Below are 15,358 nucleotides of genomic sequence, written 5' to 3' on the forward strand. Positions count from 1 at the left end.
TCACGCAGAGTGGGCCGAGCCTATTGCGGGGTCCGACGCGTCCGACGGAGGAGCGGAATAGTCGTACGAATGTGGCCCTGTGGGGCCTGCGGGGAGGGTGGGTCTCCCGGACTCGGCGGCGGGGGCGCGGGGCGGCTCGACCAGGTGGCATTGGACCTGATCAACGGCCTGATCAGGGCACCTCGACCGAGGTCTCCCGGGAGGTGGATCACGGGCCGGGCGGGGGCCGCGGAAACGGATTTGGGCGATCGGCGACAGAGCGTGTAATGTCTTCCTCGCTCGCCCCAATAGCTCAGTCGGTAGAGCGTCTCCATGGTAAGGAGAAGGTCTGCGGTTCGATTCCGCATTGGGGCTCTGGTGATCGGGTGACCCCGCTTCGGCGGGGAAGCTCGTCATCAAAGCGGTGTAGCTCAGTCGGTAGAGCAAGCGGCTCATAATCGCTGTGTCACCGGTTCAAGTCCGGTCACCGCTACTAACGGTAGCCGATTGTGGGGTCGGTCCTTCGATCGGCTACTCTTTTTTGCGTTCATCCGTCCATCCGTCCGTCCAAGGAGCACTCACGTGGCTGCCACCGACGTCCGCCCGAAGATCACGCTGGCCTGCGTGGAGTGCAAGGAGCGGAACTACATCACCAAGAAGAACCGGCGTAACAACCCGGACCGTCTTGAGATGAAGAAGCACTGCCCGCGCTGCAACTCGCACACTGCGCACCGCGAAACGCGCTAAAAACAGGCTCGTGCACGAGGCCGTCCCCACTGGGGGCGGCCTCGTGTCGTTGTATTGGGTTGTTCCTCGCCCTGTTTTCGACTTTTCATCAGGAGGTAGCGAGCTCATGGCGCTCGACCAGTCCTTCGTGGGGCGGACCTATCCGCCCACCCCGGCGTACGAGGTCGGCCGGGAGAAGATCCGTGAGTTCGCGGAGGCGGTGGGTGACACCCACCCCGCCTATGTGGACCCGGAGGCCGCCAAGGCTCTGGGGCACGCGGACGTGATCGCTCCGCCCACGTTCGTCTTCTCCATCACATTCAAGGCAGCAGGTCAGGTGGTCCAGGATCCGCAGTTGGGTCTGGACTACAGCCGTGTGGTGCACGGTGACCAGAAATTCGCGTACAAACGCCCGGTGCGGGCGGGGGACCGGCTGACGGTCACCTCGACGATCGATGCCGTCAAGTCCATGGCGGGCAACGACATCCTGGACGTCCGCGGCGAGGTGCACGACGAGTCGGGCGAGCACGTCGTGACCGCCTGGACGAAGCTGGTGGCGCGTGCCGCCGAGGAGGCGTGATGACGGCGACTGTGGAGTACGCGGCCGTCGAGGTCGGCACCGAGCTGCCGGCGCAGTCGTTCCCGGTGACCCGGGCGACGCTGGTGCAGTACGCGGGCGCATCGGGGGACTTCAATCCGATCCACTGGAACGAGAAGTTCGCACGTGAGGTCGGGCTGCCCGATGTGATCGCGCACGGCATGTTCACGATGGCCGAGGCGATCCGCGTGGTCACGGACTGGGCCGGGGACCCGGGTGCGGTCGTCGAGTACGGCGTGCGGTTCACCAAGCCGGTCGTCGTGCCGAACGACGACACGGGCGCGGTGGTCGAGGTCAGCGGCAAGGTCGCCGCGAAGCTGGACGACAACCTGGTGCGGGTGGACCTGACGGCGATGAGCGACGGCAAGAAGGTGCTGGGCATGTCCCGCGCCGTGGTCCGGCTGGCCTGAGGGCCGGAGCCGGTCACGACCGGCGGTGAGGGGCGTCTCCTTCGGGAGGCGCCCCTTCGTCGTCCGTGGCGGGCGTCCACGGTCGTCGCGGCGAAGCCCGTCCCCGCCGCCGGCCGGGTGTTTCGCCGCGTGGGGCCGGGGGAGCGGGCATCGCCTCCGCCGCCGACAGCGCTCCGTGGAGGCCGGCGGCGCTCCCGGAGTCGCCGCGCGGGCCTCCCCTTCCTCTCCGTGCGGTGCGCCGCAGGCCGGGTGAGGGCTCCCCGGCAGGCCCTCCGCGCCCCTGCGGTCCGTGGCCCCGCCCGAGCGGCGGGGCCGCGGACCGTACTCTTGTCCCCGTGCAGGAACTCCACGATGCCCCCCTCGCCCCCCTGACCACCTTCCGGCTGGGCGGCCCCGCCAACTGCCTCCTGACGGCCACCACCGATGCCGAGGTGATCGCCGCCGTGCGTGAAGCCGACGCGAGCGGCACCCCGCTGCTGATCATCGGCGGCGGGTCCAACCTGGTCATCGGGGACAAGGGCTTCGACGGGACCGCCGTGCGCATCGCCACCCGGGGCTTCGAGCTCTCCGGTACGACGCTGGAACTGGCAGCCGGCGAACCGTGGGCCGACGCGGTCGCCCGCACGGTCGAGGCGGGCCTGGCGGGCATCGAGTGCCTCGCCGGAATTCCCGGATCGGCCGGGGCGACCCCCATCCAGAACGTCGGCGCCTACGGGCAGGAGGTGTCCTCGGTCATCACCGAGGTCGTCGCCTACGACCGGCGCTCCGGTGAGACGGTCACGATCCCGAACGACGCGTGCGCCTTCTCTTACCGACACAGCCGCTTCAAGGCGGAACCCGATCGCTTCGTGGTGCTCCGTGTCCGCTTCGGGCTGGAGGACGCGGACGGGCAGTCCGCACCCCTGCGCTACCCGGAGACGGCCCGTGCCATGGGTGTCGGACAGGACGACCGCGTTCCCGTCGCCGACGCCCGCAAAGCCGTTCTGCGGCTGAGGGCCGGCAAGGGCATGGTGCTCGACCCGGAGGACCACGACACGTGGTCGGCGGGGTCCTTCTTCACCAACCCGATCCTCGACGAGGCGGAGCACAGCGCCTTCCTCGCGCGCGTCAGGGACCGCCTCGGCGAGGACACCGCACCCCCCGCCTTCCCCGCCGGAGAGGGCCGCACGAAGACCTCCGCCGCCTGGCTCATCGACAAGGCCGGCTTCACCAAGGGATACGGCACGGGCCCGGCCCGCATCTCCACCAAGCACACACTCGCCCTCACCAACCGCGGCGGAGCGACCACCGAGGACCTGCTGGCCCTGGCCCGCGAGGTCGTCGACGGGGTCCACGAGGCCTTCGGGGTCACCCTCGTCAACGAACCGGTGACGGTCGGCGTCAGCCTGTAGCGGTACGGCCGGACGAACGGAACAGCGGGGCGGGGGCCGCGCCCCGCTCCGCCTCCGCAGGATCGTCGGTCAGCGGGAGCACGGCACGGGCCGCGTCAGCCGGTCCAAGGGCTCCACACCCCTCCGCGCACCGGATGACGGGCACGCGCCGTACCACCGGCGGTCCGAACAGCTGACCACCGGCGCGCCGGACAGCGACCTCAGCGCGCCGGACAGCGGGCGCGCCCCCTCCGCGCGGACACCGATACCCGCGCCGCCCCGTCCCTGCTGCCGGCGCCCGTAGCCGGCCGCGCGCCATGGCCCGAGGGCGCCCTCGCGGCCGACGGAGGACTCCACCGCGTCGGCCGCCCGCACCCCGTTGGGCGGAATCAGCCGGCGAGCCACGCGTCGATGCCGCCCAGCAGCCTCTCGCGTACGTCGACGGGCGCCACCGACCCGCGTACGGACTGCCGCGCCAGCTCGGCCAGCTCCTCGTCCGTGAACGCGTGATGACGGCGTACGAGGTCGTACTGCGCGGCCAGCCGCGAGCCGAAGAGCAGTGGGTCGTCCGCTCCGAGCGCCATCGGGACGCCTGCGTCGAACAGAGTGCGCAGGGGTACGTCGCCGGGCTTCTCGTAGACGCCGAGTGCCACATTGGAGGCCGGGCAGACCTCGCACGTCACCCCCCGCTCCGCGAGCTTGCGCAGCAGCCTCGGGTCCTCGGCCGCCCGCACGCCGTGCCCGATCCGGCCCGCGCCCAGGTCGTCCAGGCAGTCCCGGACGCTGGAGGGGCCGGCGAGCTCACCCCCGTGCGGGGCCGCGAACAGGCCGCCCTCGCGGGCGATGGCGAAGGCGCGGTCGAAGTCGCGGGCCAGGCCGCGGCGCTCGTCGTTGGAGAGCCCGAAGCCGACGACCCCGCTGTCCGCGTACCGCACGGCGAGGCGGGCGAGCGTCCGGGCGTCCAGCGGGTGCTTCATCCGGTTCGCCGCGATCACGACCCGGATCCCGAGCCCGGTCTCGCGGGACGCGCTGTCCACGGCGTCCAGGATGATCTCGATGGCCGGGATCAGACCGCCGAGCAGCGGGGCGTACGAGGTGGGATCGACCTGGATCTCCAGCCACCCGGAGCCGTCCGCGACGTCCTCCATGGCGGTCTCGCGCACGAGCCGCTGGATGTCCTGGGGGGAGCGGAGGCAGGACCGGGCGATGTCGTAGAGGCGCTGGAAGCGGAACCAGCCGCGTTCGTCGGTGGCCCGTAGCTGGGGCGGTTCACCGCCGGTGAGCGCCTCGGGCAGGCGGACCCCGTACTTGTCCGCCAGTTCGAGCAGGGTCGTGGGCCGCATCGACCCGGTGAAGTGCAGGTGCAGGTGGGCCTTGGGCAACAGCCTTACGTCACGCTCCATTGAAGGATCTTGCCGCATGCGGTGCGTGTCGCGGTAGCCGGTTCCCTTCCTGAGTTACCTCTCGAACAAAGAAATGGCCCCCGGCCGGAGCCGGGGGCCACTCACTCACTCGGGGAGCGGGCGGATCAGTCGCGCGCCTCGCCCAGCAGCTTCTGGAGCCGCGAGACGCCCTCGGCGAGGTCCTCGTCGCCCAGGGCGTAGGACAGCCGCAGATAACCGGGGGTACCGAAGGCCTCGCCCGGGACGACGGCGACCTCGGCCTCGTCCAGGATGAGGGCCGCGAGCTCGACGGAGGTGGCCGGGCGCTTGCCGCGGATCTCCTTGCCGAGCAGCTCCTTCACCGACGGGTACGCGTAGAACGCACCCTCGGGCTCGGGGCAGAACACGCCGTCGATCTCGTTGAGCATCCGCACGATCGTGCGGCGGCGCCGGTCGAAGGCGGTGCGCATCTCCGCGACCGCGTCCAGCGGGCCGGAGACGGCGGCCAGCGCCGCGACCTGCGCGACGTTGCTGACGTTGGAGGTGGCGTGCGACTGGAGGTTGGTCGCGGCCTTCACGATGTCCTTCGGGCCGACGATCCAGCCCACCCGCCAGCCGGTCATCGCGTAGGTCTTGGCGACACCGTTGACCACGATGCACTTGTCGCGCAGCTCGGGCACGATCGCCGGGAGCGACGTGAACTCCGCGTCCCCGTAGACCAGGTGCTCGTAGATCTCGTCGGTCAGCACCCACAGGCCGTGCTCGACGGCCCAGCGGCCGATCGCCTCGGTGTCGGCCCTGCTGTACACGGCACCGGTCGGGTTGGACGGCGAGACGAACAGGACGACCTTCGTGCGCTCGGTGCGCGCGGCCTCCAACTGCTCGACGGACACCCGGTACCCGGTGGTCTCGTCGGCCACCACCTCGACCGGGACACCGCCGGCGAGACGGATGGACTCGGGGTAGGTGGTCCAGTACGGCGCCGGGACGATGACCTCGTCGCCCGGGTCGAGGACCGCGGCGAAGGCCTCGTAGATGGCCTGCTTGCCGCCGTTGGTCACCAGGACCTGGGACGGCTCGACCTCGTAGCCGGAGTCGCGCAGCGTCTTCTCTGCGATGGCGGCCTTGAGCTCGGGAAGCCCGCCCGCCGGGGTGTAGCGGTGGTACTTCGGGTTGGAGCACGCCTCGATCGCGGCGTCGACGATGTAGCCGGGGGTCGGGAAGTCGGGCTCGCCGGCGCCGAAGCCGATCACCGGGCGCCCGGCGGCCTTGAGGGCCTTTGCCTTGGCGTCGACGGCGAGGGTGGCGGACTCGGAGATCGCACCGATGCGGGCCGAGACCCGGCGCTCGGACGGAGAAGTTGCAGCGCTCATGCCCCCCATGCTCGCAGACCCGAAATGCCGTCGGCACAGGGGTTTCAGGGACCGGACAGCACTCGGACAGCATGCGGACAGGAGCGGTCGGTAGTTGTCTGTTCGACGCAGCGCCGCTGAGCACGTACACTCACCTGTCGTTGGCCTTCATCAGCCACACCGTTTTCCCACCCGGCCCACCGGGGCGGATGCGGTAGGTTGGTGGAAACCACAAAGGGTCGTAGCTCAATTGGTAGAGCACTGGTCTCCAAAACCAGCGGTTGGGGGTTCAAGTCCCTCCGGCCCTGCTACACACTCCTTCGCCAGGATGTGTGCGCATGTACGTACTTCAATGCACCGCCGTGCGGCTCCACCGGGCGCGGCACGGCCATGACCCGGAATCAGGTGAGTAGCGTGACGGACGCCGTGGGCTCCATCGACATGCCTGATGCCGAGGACGAAGCCCCCGAGTCGAAGAAGAAGTCTCGGAAGGGCGGCAAGCGCGGCAAGAAGGGCCCTCTGGGCCGTCTCGCGCTTTTCTACCGCCAGATCGTCGCCGAGCTGCGCAAGGTCGTATGGCCGACGCGCAGCCAGCTGACGACGTACACGGCCGTGGTGATCGTCTTCGTCGTAGTCATGATCGGTCTCGTCACCGTGATCGACTTCGGATTTGCGCGGGTCATCAAGTACGTCTTCGGCTGATCCCCGCGGAGGGCGCCTCACCGGCGCCCCTTTCGCATGTTCCACCCATTTGTATCCAGGAAGAAGCAGCCATCGTGTCTGACCCGAACCTGAACGACGACGCCGAGCCCACGGCGAGCGCCGTCGAGTCCGCCGAGGACGAGCTCGACATCGTCGAGGCGGCGGATGCCGTGGCCCCGGACCAGGTCGAAGCTGCTGACGCCGCCGACGGTGAGCCCGCCGAGCAGGACGCCGTGCACGTCGAGTCCGACGAGGAGGCGGAGGCCGAGGAGGCCGCCGAGTCCGACGAGGACACCGAGGACGAGTCCGCAGAGGACGAGGACGCCTCCGAGTCCGACGAGGAAGAGGCCGAGCCGGCCGCTCCCGTCGACGCCGTCACCGCCCTGCGCGAGGAACTGCGCGGACTTCCCGGCGAGTGGTACGTCATCCACACGTACGCCGGTTACGAGAAGCGCGTGAAGGCCAACCTGGAGCAGCGCGCCGTCTCGCTCAACGTCGAGGACTTCATCTACCAGGCCGAGGTGCCCGAGGAAGAGATCGTCCAGATCAAGAACGGTGAGCGGAAGAACGTCCGTCAGAACAAGCTCCCGGGATACGTCCTGGTGCGCATGGACCTGACGAACGAGTCCTGGGGTGTTGTCCGCAACACGCCCGGCGTCACCGGCTTCGTGGGCAACGCCTACGACCCGTACCCGCTGACTCTGGACGAGATCGTCAAGATGCTCGCCCCCGAGGCCGAGGAGAAGGCGGCCCGCGAGGCTGCCGAGGCCGAGGGCAAGCCGGCTCCGGCCCGCAAGGTCGAGGTCCAGGTGCTGGACTTCGAGGTCGGCGACTCGGTCACCGTCACCGACGGCCCGTTCGCGACGCTGCAGGCGACGATCAACGAGATCAACGCCGACTCGAAGAAGGTCAAGGGCCTCGTCGAGATCTTCGGTCGCGAGACCCCGGTCGAGCTGAGCTTCGACCAGATCCAGAAGAACTGACGCTTTCCGCCGACTTCTGGACACATGCCTACCGAGCAGGTCAGACAGGCTTCGCAGCCGGTCTGACCTGCTCGGTTTTTGGTCGCGCAGCTATACCCGTTATCGTTGTGCGGTATGCCTCCATCCGGATGACCGGAATGGCGGCGAAACACTCTCACTAGGACCCGGAGAGAGCAATGCCTCCCAAGAAGAAGAAGGTCACGGGGCTTATCAAGCTCCAGATCAACGCCGGTGCGGCCAACCCGGCGCCGCCGGTCGGCCCCGCACTGGGCCAGCACGGCGTCAACATCATGGAGTTCTGCAAGGCCTACAACGCCGCGACCGAGTCGCAGCGTGGCATGGTCGTGCCGGTGGAGATCACGGTCTACGACGACCGCTCCTTCACCTTCATCACGAAGACTCCGCCGGCCGCCAAGCTGATCCTCAAGGCCGCGGGTGTGGACAAGGGCTCCGGCGAGCCGCACAAGACCAAGGTCGCCAAGCTCACGGCTGCCCAGGTGCGCGAGATCGCCACGACGAAGCTCCCCGACCTGAACGCCAACGACCTCGACGCCGCGTCGAAGATCATCGCTGGCACCGCCCGTTCCATGGGCATCACGGTCGAAGGCTGAGTCAGCCCCGTAGCCCCACAGTGGTAGGACCAAGCGCTGGTCCGCACCACGACTCCACACTCTGAAAACAACAGGAGTAGAAGTGAAGCGCAGCAAGAACCTCCGCGCTGCGGACGCGAAGATCGACCGGGAGCGCCAGTACGCCCCGCTCGAGGCCGTCCGTATCGCCAAGGACACCGCCTCCACGAAGTTCGACAGCACCGTCGAGGTCGCGTTTGCCCTGGGTGTCGACCCGCGCAAGGCCGACCAGATGGTCCGTGGCACCGTGAACCTCCCGCACGGCACCGGCAAGACCGCCCGGGTCCTGGTCTTCGCGACCGGTGACCGTGCTGCGGCCGCGGAAGCCGCGGGCGCCGACATCGTCGGCGCCGACGAGCTCATCGACGAGGTGGCGAAGGGCCGTCTGGACTTCGACGCCGTCGTCGCCACGCCGGACCTCATGGGCAAGGTCGGCCGCCTCGGCCGTGTGCTCGGTCCGCGTGGTCTGATGCCGAACCCGAAGACCGGCACCGTCACCCCCGATGTCGTCAAGGCTGTCAACGACATCAAGGGCGGCAAGATCGAGTTCCGCGTCGACAAGCACTCGAACCTGCACTTCATCATCGGCAAGACGTCGTTCGATGACACCAAGCTGGTCGAGAACTACGGCGCGGCGCTGGAGGAGATCCTCCGTCTGAAGCCGTCCGCCGCCAAGGGCCGCTTCATCAAGAAGGCGACCATGAGCACGACGATGGGCCCCGGCATTCCGCTGGACTCCAACCGCGTGCGCAACCTCCTCGTCGAGGAGGACCCGGCCTCCGTCTGAGCATCCGTGCTCACGCGGTAGCCGTTTTCTCGGCATGTGACGGGCCCTGCAACCTTTCGAGGTGCGGGGCCCGTCCTCGTATCCGTAGAACCAATCGCCGAGCAAGGGGTGGAGCGATCCATGACGATCAATACGGTGCGGCGTGCGGGGGTCTCACTGGCCGCGGCAGCGGCCCTGATATCGGTGGCGGCCTGCGGCGGGCCGGACGGCTCCGCGGGCTCCTCGGGTGCGGACGGCGGCGGTGCGGTGAGCACCCAGGCCGTCGCGGCCCTGCGCCTGGTGCAGAAGGAGACGGGCGGCGCCGAGTCGGCCAGGGTCGAGGGCACCACGGTGATGGGCAGCAGCATGTCCATGAAGCAGTCCGGTGCCATCGACTGGACGGACGGGATCACCGGCGCGCTGGAGATCACGTACACCGGGGGCACGATGGGGGACGCCCTGAAGCAGGCCGGCGGTGACGGCACGATGCGGGCCCGCTACCTGAAGGACGAGTACTACGCCAACATGGGCGACGCCTTCGCGGCGAACGTGGGCGGCAAGCACTGGATCCGGTACGGCTACGCGGATCTGGCCGAGCTGGCGGGCGCCTCCGGCGAGGTCATGAGGGAGCAGATGCAGAACAGCACCCCGCAGCAGGGGGTGAACGCGCTACTGGCCTCCGGCGACGTCAAGAAGGTCGGCCAGGAGGACGTACGGGGTGTCGCCACGACCCACTACTCCGGCACGGTCGACGTGGCGGAGCTGACCGCGGAGAACTCGGCGCTCGACGCGGGGCAGCTCGCGGACTTCAAGAAGCAGCTGGAACAGCTCGGGATCACGACCGAGACGGTCGACATCTGGGTCGACCAGGACAACCTGCTGGTCAAGAAGACCGAGCGGGGCGAGACGAAGACCGGCGAGCTCAATTCGACGGTCTTCTACAGCGACTACGGCACCGCGGTGGCGGTGGAGAAGCCCGCGGCCGGTGACACGGTCGACTTCAAGGACATCCTGAAGCAGCAGGGCAGCACCGCCGGCGCCTCCTGACCCTGGTCGGCCTCTCCCAAACCTCCCGCACCGGTCGAACCGGGACGGATTTGCTCGGCGCGGCCCCGGTCGCGTACTCTCCACAGGAAGCCAAAGACCGCTGGTCGTTACCGCGCTCTCGCAAGAGGGACGGTGACCGAAGGATCCGTCGAGAACGGACGACCTGCGCAGGTGACTGTGGAAAGCTCCCGGATCTGATCCGGTCGAGCTACGCCCTGGCGCCTGCGCCGGGGCGTTTCGTCTTTCCCGGCCCCTTCTGAGCGGTCCTCATCACCCGGAAGGAGGCCGACGCTCATGGCAAGGCCCGACAAGGCTGCCGCGGTAGCCGAGCTGACGGACCAGTTCCGCAGCTCGAACGCCGCTGTGCTGACCGAGTACCGGGGTCTCACCGTGGCGCAGCTCAAGACGCTGCGTCGTTCGCTCGGTGAGAACGCCCAGTACGCCGTGGTGAAGAACACGCTGACCAAGATTGCGGCCAACGAGGCCGGGATCGACACGCTGGACGACCTGTTCGCAGGTCCGACGGCGGTTGCCTTCATCACCGGTGACCCGGTGGAGTCGGCGAAGGGTCTTCGTGACTTCGCCAAGGACAACCCCAACCTCATCATCAAGGGCGGTGTCCTTGACGGTAAGGCGCTGTCCGCCGATGAGATCAAGAAGCTCGCGGACCTCGAGTCCCGCGAGGTTCTGCTCGCCAAGCTGGCCGGCGCCATGAAGGGCAAGCAGACGCAGACTGCGCAGCTCTTCCAGGCTCTGCCGTCGAAGTTCGTCCGCACCGCGGAAGCGCTTCGCGCCAAGAAGGCCGAGCAGGGCGGTGCCGGTACGCCGGCTCCCGCCGACGCCGAGGTGGCGGAGTAACACTCCGCTCCACCGGCTCGCAGCGGGCCCGTACGCCCGCCTACAAATACATCCGGCACCTGCCGAATTAGTGGAAGGACGCCATCATGGCGAAGCTCAGCCAGGAAGACCTGCTCGCCCAGTTCGAGGAGCTCACCCTCATCGAGCTCTCCGAGTTCGTTAAGGCGTTCGAGGAGAAGTTCGACGTCACCGCCGCCGCCGCGGTCGCCGTTGCCGGTCCCGCGGGCGCCGGCCCGGCCGCCGAGGCCGTCGAGGAGCAGGACGAGTTCGACGTCATCCTCACGGGTGCCGGCGAGAAGAAGATCCAGGTCATCAAGGTCGTGCGTGAGCTGACCTCGCTGGGCCTCAAGGAGGCCAAGGACCTCGTGGACGGCGCCCCGAAGCCCGTCCTCGAGAAGGTCGCCAAGGAGGCCGCCGAGAAGGCTGCCGAGTCCCTCAAGGGCGCCGGCGCCTCCGTCGAGGTCAAGTGACCCTGCGAGTCATCTGACTCCTCAGGACCGTCCCTGCCGCAAGGCGGGGATGTCACATCGCAGAGGGCGATCACCCATCCGGGTGGTCGCCCTCTGGCGTACCCCGGGCGGCTGCCTTGATCTTCCGGCGGCGACGAGTAGGGTGATCTTCGCTGTGCGTCTCCCAGGGGGCGTCAACAGCCGTCCTGGGGGCCCAGGTGAAGATCGCCGGGGATCCGTCCCGGCCTCGGGGCCTTGACGAACCGCACGCGGCGCGCAATTCTCAGGACGCGTCGTCATCTCGATCCGCATCCGAGGCATGGATCGAGAGCGAAGAGGGCAGTAAAGAAGAGCGCACACCGCGCGAGGGCTATTCATAGGTGTTGAGAACAGCTGTTGAGAGCAACGTGGGTCTCTGAGAACCCCGACTGGACATCAGTGTGGCGTTTGGCTACACTGACCCTTTGCGCTGCCTGTTAGCTGCCTCCTGCCCGTCACCAGGGGCATGCCCACGCCTAGCATCGATGACCGATTATTCCCTGACCTTGGGATTTCTGTCTCTGTGTGCGGCTTGGGGCCGGTACGCGCGTAGTGAGTCCGAGCCCTCGGAAGGACCCCCTCTTGGCCGCCTCGCGCAACGCCTCGACCTCGAATACGAACAACGGTGCCAGCACCGCCCCGCTGCGCATCTCTTTTGCAAAGATCAGGGAGCCCCTCGAGGTTCCGAACCTCCTCGCGCTGCAGACCGAGAGCTTTGACTGGCTCCTCGGCAATGCCGCCTGGAAGGCTCGCGTCGAGGCTGCTCTGGACAGCGGACAAGACGTCCCCACCAAGTCCGGCCTGGAAGAGATCTTCGAGGAGATCTCGCCGATCGAGGACTTCTCCGGGTCGATGTCGCTCACGTTCCGCGACCACCGCTTCGAGCCCCCGAAGAACTCCATCGACGAGTGCAAGGAGCGCGACTTCACGTTCGCCGCGCCGCTCTTCGTCACGGCCGAGTTCACCAACAACGAGACCGGCGAGATCAAGTCCCAGACGGTCTTCATGGGCGACTTCCCGCTCATGACCAACAAGGGCACCTTCGTCATCAACGGCACCGAGCGTGTCGTCGTGTCGCAGCTGGTCCGCTCGCCGGGTGTCTACTTCGACTCCTCCATCGACAAGACGTCCGACAAGGACATCTTCTCCGCCAAGATCATCCCTTCCCGGGGTGCCTGGCTGGAGATGGAGATCGACAAGCGCGACATGGTCGGTGTCCGCATCGACCGCAAGCGCAAGCAGTCCGTCACCGTCCTCCTCAAGGCTCTCGGTTGGACCACCGAGCAGATCCTCGAGGAGTTCGGCGAGTACGAGTCCATGCGCGCCACCCTGGAGAAGGACCACACCCAGGGCCAGGACGACGCGCTGCTCGACATCTACCGCAAGCTGCGTCCCGGCGAGCCGCCGACGCGCGAGGCCGCTCAGACGCTGCTCGAGAACCTCTACTTCAACCCGAAGCGCTACGACCTCGCGAAGGTCGGCCGCTACAAGGTGAACAAGAAGCTCGGCGCGGACGAGCCGCTCGACGCCGGTGTCCTCACCAGCGACGACATCATCGCGACCATCAAGTACCTGGTGAAGCTGCACGCCGGTGAGCTCGAGACCGTCGGTGAGTCGGGCCGTTCGATCGTCGTCGAGACCGACGACATCGACCACTTCGGCAACCGTCGTCTGCGCAACGTCGGCGAGCTCATCCAGAACCAGGTCCGTACGGGTCTCGCCCGTATGGAGCGCGTCGTGCGTGAGCGCATGACGACCCAGGACGTCGAGGCGATCACGCCGCAGACCCTGATCAACATCCGGCCGGTCGTCGCCTCCATCAAGGAGTTCTTCGGCACCAGCCAGCTGTCCCAGTTCATGGACCAGAACAACCCGCTGTCGGGTCTCACCCACAAGCGCCGTCTGTCGGCGCTCGGCCCGGGTGGTCTCTCCCGTGAGCGGGCCGGCTTCGAGGTCCGTGACGTGCACCCGTCCCACTACGGACGCATGTGCCCGATCGAGACCCCTGAAGGCCCGAACATCGGCCTGATCGGTTCGCTCGCCTCGTACGGCCGCGTCAACGCGTTCGGCTTCATCGAGACGCCGTACCGCAAGGTCGTCGACGGCCGGGTCACCGACGAGGTCGACTACATCACCGCCGACGAGGAAGACCGCTTCGTGATCGCCCAGGCGAACGCGACGCTCTCCGAGGACATGCGGTTCACCGAGCCCCGCGTCCTCGTCCGCCGTCGTGGCGGAGAGGTCGACTACATCCCCGGTGACGACGTCGACTACATGGACGTCTCGCCGCGCCAGATGGTGTCCGTCGCGACCGCGATGATCCCCTTCCTGGAGCACGACGACGCCAACCGTGCCCTCATGGGCGCGAACATGATGCGTCAGGCGGTGCCGCTCATCAAGTCGGAGGCGCCGCTCGTCGGCACCGGCATGGAGTACCGCTGCGCCACCGACGCCGGTGACGTCCTGAAGGCCGAGAAGGACGGTGTGGTCCAGGAGGTCTCCGCGGACTACATCACCGTCACGAACGACGACGGCACGTACACCACGTACCGCATCGCCAAGTTCTCGCGCTCCAACCAGGGCACCTCGGTGAACCAGAAGGTCGTCGTCTCCGAGGGCGACCGGATCATCGAGGACCAGGTCCTCGCCGACGGGCCGGCCACCGAGAACGGTGAGATGGCGCTCGGCAAGAACCTGCTCGTGGCGTTCATGCCGTGGGAGGGTCACAACTACGAGGACGCGATCATCCTGTCGCAGCGCCTCGTGCAGGACGACGTCCTCTCCTCGATCCACATCGAGGAGCACGAGGTCGACGCCCGTGACACCAAGCTCGGCCCGGAGGAGATCACCCGGGACATCCCGAACGTCTCCGAAGAGGTCCTCGCCGACCTCGACGAGCGCGGCATCATCCGTATCGGTGCCGAGGTCGTCGCCGGTGACATCCTCGTCGGCAAGGTCACGCCCAAGGGCGAGACCGAGCTGACCCCGGAGGAGCGCCTGCTCCGTGCGATCTTCGGTGAGAAGGCGCGCGAAGTGCGTGACACCTCGCTCAAGGTCCCGCACGGCGAGATCGGCAAGGTCATCGGCGTCCGCGTCTTCGACCGCGAAGAGGGCGACGAGCTGCCGCCGGGCGTGAACCAGCTGGTGCGCGTCTACGTCGCGCAGAAGCGCAAGATCACCGATGGTGACAAGCTCGCCGGCCGTCACGGCAACAAGGGCGTCATCTCCAAGATCCTGCCGATCGAGGACATGCCGTTCCTGGAGGACGGCACCCCGGTCGACATCATCCTCAACCCGCTGGGTGTCCCGTCCCGAATGAACCCGGGACAGGTCCTGGAGATCCACCTCGGCTGGCTCGCCAGCCGCGGCTGGGACGTCTCCGGCCTCGGTGACGAGTGGGCCAAGCGCCTGCAGAGCATCGGCGCCGACCAGGTCGCCCCCGGCACCAACGTCGCCACGCCCGTCTTCGACGGTGCGCGCGAGGACGAGATCACCGGTCTCTTCGAGGCCACGATCCCGAACCGCGACGGCAACCGGCTGGTCCAGCCCTCGGGCAAGGCCAACCTGTTCGACGGCCGCTCCGGCGAGCCGTTCCCCGAGCCGGTCTCGGTCGGCTACATGTACATCCTCAAGCTGCACCACCTGGTCGACGACAAGCTCCACGCCCGTTCGACCGGCCCGTACTCCATGATCACGCAGCAGCCGCTGGGTGGTAAGGCGCAGTTCGGTGGGCAGCGATTCGGCGAGATGGAGGTGTGGGCCCTTGAGGCTTACGGCGCCGCATACGCCCTCCAGGAACTGCTGACGATCAAGTCCGACGACGTGACCGGCCGCGTGAAGGTCTACGAGGCGATCGTCAAGGGCGAGAACATCCCCGAGCCCGGCATTCCCGAGTCCTTCAAGGTGCTCATCAAGGAAATGCAGTCGCTCTGCCTCAACGTGGAGGTGCTGTCCTCGGACGGCATGTCCATCGAGATGCGCGACACGGACGAGGACGTCTTCCGCGCGGCGGAGGAGCTCGGTATCGACCTGTCCCGGCGAGAGCCGAGCAGCGTCGAAGAGGTCTGA

At 67.9% G+C, this 15,358-nt stretch carries 14 protein-coding genes and 3 tRNA genes; 15 read left to right on the forward strand and 2 right to left on the reverse strand.

Annotated elements, in window-relative coordinates:
• The first annotated feature begins 281 nt into the window (after window positions 1-281).
• The 6 genes from OG927_RS19540 (at window position 282) to OG927_RS19565 (ending at window position 3,104) form a co-directional block, all read left to right on the forward strand.
• Window positions 282-354, forward strand: a tRNA-Thr gene (locus OG927_RS19540).
• A gap of 45 nt (window positions 355-399) precedes the next feature.
• Window positions 400-472, forward strand: a tRNA-Met gene (locus OG927_RS19545).
• 89 nt (window positions 473-561) lie between these two features.
• Window positions 562-726: a 50S ribosomal protein L33 gene (gene rpmG, locus OG927_RS19550; RefSeq protein WP_003956487.1), complete on the forward strand. Its 165-nt coding sequence runs from the start codon at window positions 562-564 to the stop codon at window positions 724-726.
• A 106-nt stretch (window positions 727-832) separates the two neighbouring features.
• On the forward strand, window positions 833-1,285 hold the full coding sequence (locus tag OG927_RS19555; protein WP_056796679.1) for a MaoC family dehydratase N-terminal domain-containing protein: 453 nt from the start codon (window positions 833-835) through the stop codon (window positions 1,283-1,285).
• Window positions 1,285-1,713: a MaoC family dehydratase gene (locus OG927_RS19560; protein ID WP_056796675.1), complete on the forward strand. Its 429-nt coding sequence runs from the start codon at window positions 1,285-1,287 to the stop codon at window positions 1,711-1,713. Before OG927_RS19555 ends, OG927_RS19560 begins: the two co-directional genes overlap by 1 nt.
• 335 nt (window positions 1,714-2,048) lie before the next feature.
• A complete protein-coding gene (locus OG927_RS19565) occupies window positions 2,049-3,104 on the forward strand; it encodes a UDP-N-acetylmuramate dehydrogenase (RefSeq protein WP_330320551.1) in 1,056 nt (351 codons plus the stop codon).
• 368 nt (window positions 3,105-3,472) lie between these two features.
• Here the strand turns inward: OG927_RS19565 and OG927_RS19570 are convergent, their stop codons facing one another.
• Both OG927_RS19570 and OG927_RS19575 read right to left on the reverse strand, forming a co-directional pair.
• Window positions 3,473-4,486 carry an adenosine deaminase gene (locus OG927_RS19570; protein WP_330320552.1) on the reverse strand — a complete coding sequence of 338 codons (1,014 nt, stop codon included), beginning with the start codon at window positions 4,484-4,486 and terminating at the stop codon, window positions 3,473-3,475.
• Between the two features lie 125 nt (window positions 4,487-4,611).
• Complete coding sequence (locus OG927_RS19575; protein WP_056797746.1) at window positions 4,612-5,838, reverse strand: pyridoxal phosphate-dependent aminotransferase; 1,227 nt, start codon at window positions 5,836-5,838, stop codon at window positions 4,612-4,614.
• Between the two features lie 214 nt (window positions 5,839-6,052).
• Between OG927_RS19575 and OG927_RS19580 the strand changes: the two genes are divergently transcribed.
• From OG927_RS19580 to rpoB, 9 genes are all read left to right on the forward strand, one after another.
• Window positions 6,053-6,125: transfer RNA gene (locus OG927_RS19580), tRNA-Trp, on the forward strand.
• Window positions 6,126-6,231: 106 nt separating this feature from the next.
• The gene (gene secE / locus OG927_RS19585) at window positions 6,232-6,519 is read left to right on the forward strand and encodes a preprotein translocase subunit SecE (RefSeq protein ID WP_056796664.1); all 288 of its coding nucleotides are present in this window, start codon (window positions 6,232-6,234) and stop codon (window positions 6,517-6,519) included.
• Between the two features lie 74 nt (window positions 6,520-6,593).
• Entirely contained in the window at window positions 6,594-7,502 is a 909-nt protein-coding gene (gene nusG / locus OG927_RS19590) for a transcription termination/antitermination protein NusG (protein WP_330320553.1), read from the forward strand.
• A gap of 176 nt (window positions 7,503-7,678) precedes the next feature.
• The gene (gene rplK, locus OG927_RS19595) at window positions 7,679-8,113 is read left to right on the forward strand and encodes a 50S ribosomal protein L11 (RefSeq protein WP_024494105.1); all 435 of its coding nucleotides are present in this window, start codon (window positions 7,679-7,681) and stop codon (window positions 8,111-8,113) included.
• A gap of 82 nt (window positions 8,114-8,195) precedes the next feature.
• Complete coding sequence (gene rplA, locus OG927_RS19600; RefSeq protein WP_056796660.1) at window positions 8,196-8,918, forward strand: 50S ribosomal protein L1; 723 nt, start codon at window positions 8,196-8,198, stop codon at window positions 8,916-8,918.
• A gap of 120 nt (window positions 8,919-9,038) precedes the next feature.
• Complete coding sequence (locus tag OG927_RS19605; RefSeq protein ID WP_124281398.1) at window positions 9,039-9,944, forward strand: LolA-like protein; 906 nt, start codon at window positions 9,039-9,041, stop codon at window positions 9,942-9,944.
• Between the two features lie 294 nt (window positions 9,945-10,238).
• Window positions 10,239-10,802, forward strand: a complete 564-nt coding sequence (rplJ, locus tag OG927_RS19610; protein ID WP_056796653.1) for a 50S ribosomal protein L10 — start codon at window positions 10,239-10,241, stop codon at window positions 10,800-10,802.
• Window positions 10,803-10,888: 86 nt separating this feature from the next.
• The gene (rplL, locus tag OG927_RS19615; protein WP_056796650.1) at window positions 10,889-11,272 is read left to right on the forward strand and encodes a 50S ribosomal protein L7/L12; all 384 of its coding nucleotides are present in this window, start codon (window positions 10,889-10,891) and stop codon (window positions 11,270-11,272) included.
• A gap of 600 nt (window positions 11,273-11,872) precedes the next feature.
• Window positions 11,873-15,358 (forward strand): DNA-directed RNA polymerase subunit beta, encoded by a 3,486-nt coding sequence (rpoB, locus tag OG927_RS19620; RefSeq protein ID WP_056796647.1) that lies wholly within the window; start codon window positions 11,873-11,875, stop codon window positions 15,356-15,358.

This window comes from Streptomyces clavifer, assembly GCF_036345975.1.
Taxonomy (GTDB): domain Bacteria; phylum Actinomycetota; class Actinomycetes; order Streptomycetales; family Streptomycetaceae; genus Streptomyces; species Streptomyces clavifer.

Excerpts from the sequence above, each read along its gene's own strand:
- rplK (WP_024494105.1), top strand. The coding sequence starts at position 7,679 with ATGCCTCCCAAGAAGAAGAAGGTCACGGGGCTTATCAAGCTCCAGATC.
- OG927_RS19570 (WP_330320552.1), bottom strand. The coding sequence starts at position 4,486 with ATGGAGCGTGACGTAAGGCTGTTGCCCAAGGCCCACCTGCACCTGCAC.
- OG927_RS19605 (WP_124281398.1), top strand. The coding sequence starts at position 9,039 with ATGACGATCAATACGGTGCGGCGTGCGGGGGTCTCACTGGCCGCGGCA.
- OG927_RS19560 (WP_056796675.1), top strand. The coding sequence starts at position 1,285 with ATGACGGCGACTGTGGAGTACGCGGCCGTCGAGGTCGGCACCGAGCTG.
- OG927_RS19555 (WP_056796679.1), top strand. The coding sequence starts at position 833 with ATGGCGCTCGACCAGTCCTTCGTGGGGCGGACCTATCCGCCCACCCCG.
- rplL (WP_056796650.1), top strand. The coding sequence starts at position 10,889 with ATGGCGAAGCTCAGCCAGGAAGACCTGCTCGCCCAGTTCGAGGAGCTC.
- rplJ (WP_056796653.1), top strand. The coding sequence starts at position 10,239 with ATGGCAAGGCCCGACAAGGCTGCCGCGGTAGCCGAGCTGACGGACCAG.
- OG927_RS19575 (WP_056797746.1), bottom strand. The coding sequence starts at position 5,838 with ATGAGCGCTGCAACTTCTCCGTCCGAGCGCCGGGTCTCGGCCCGCATC.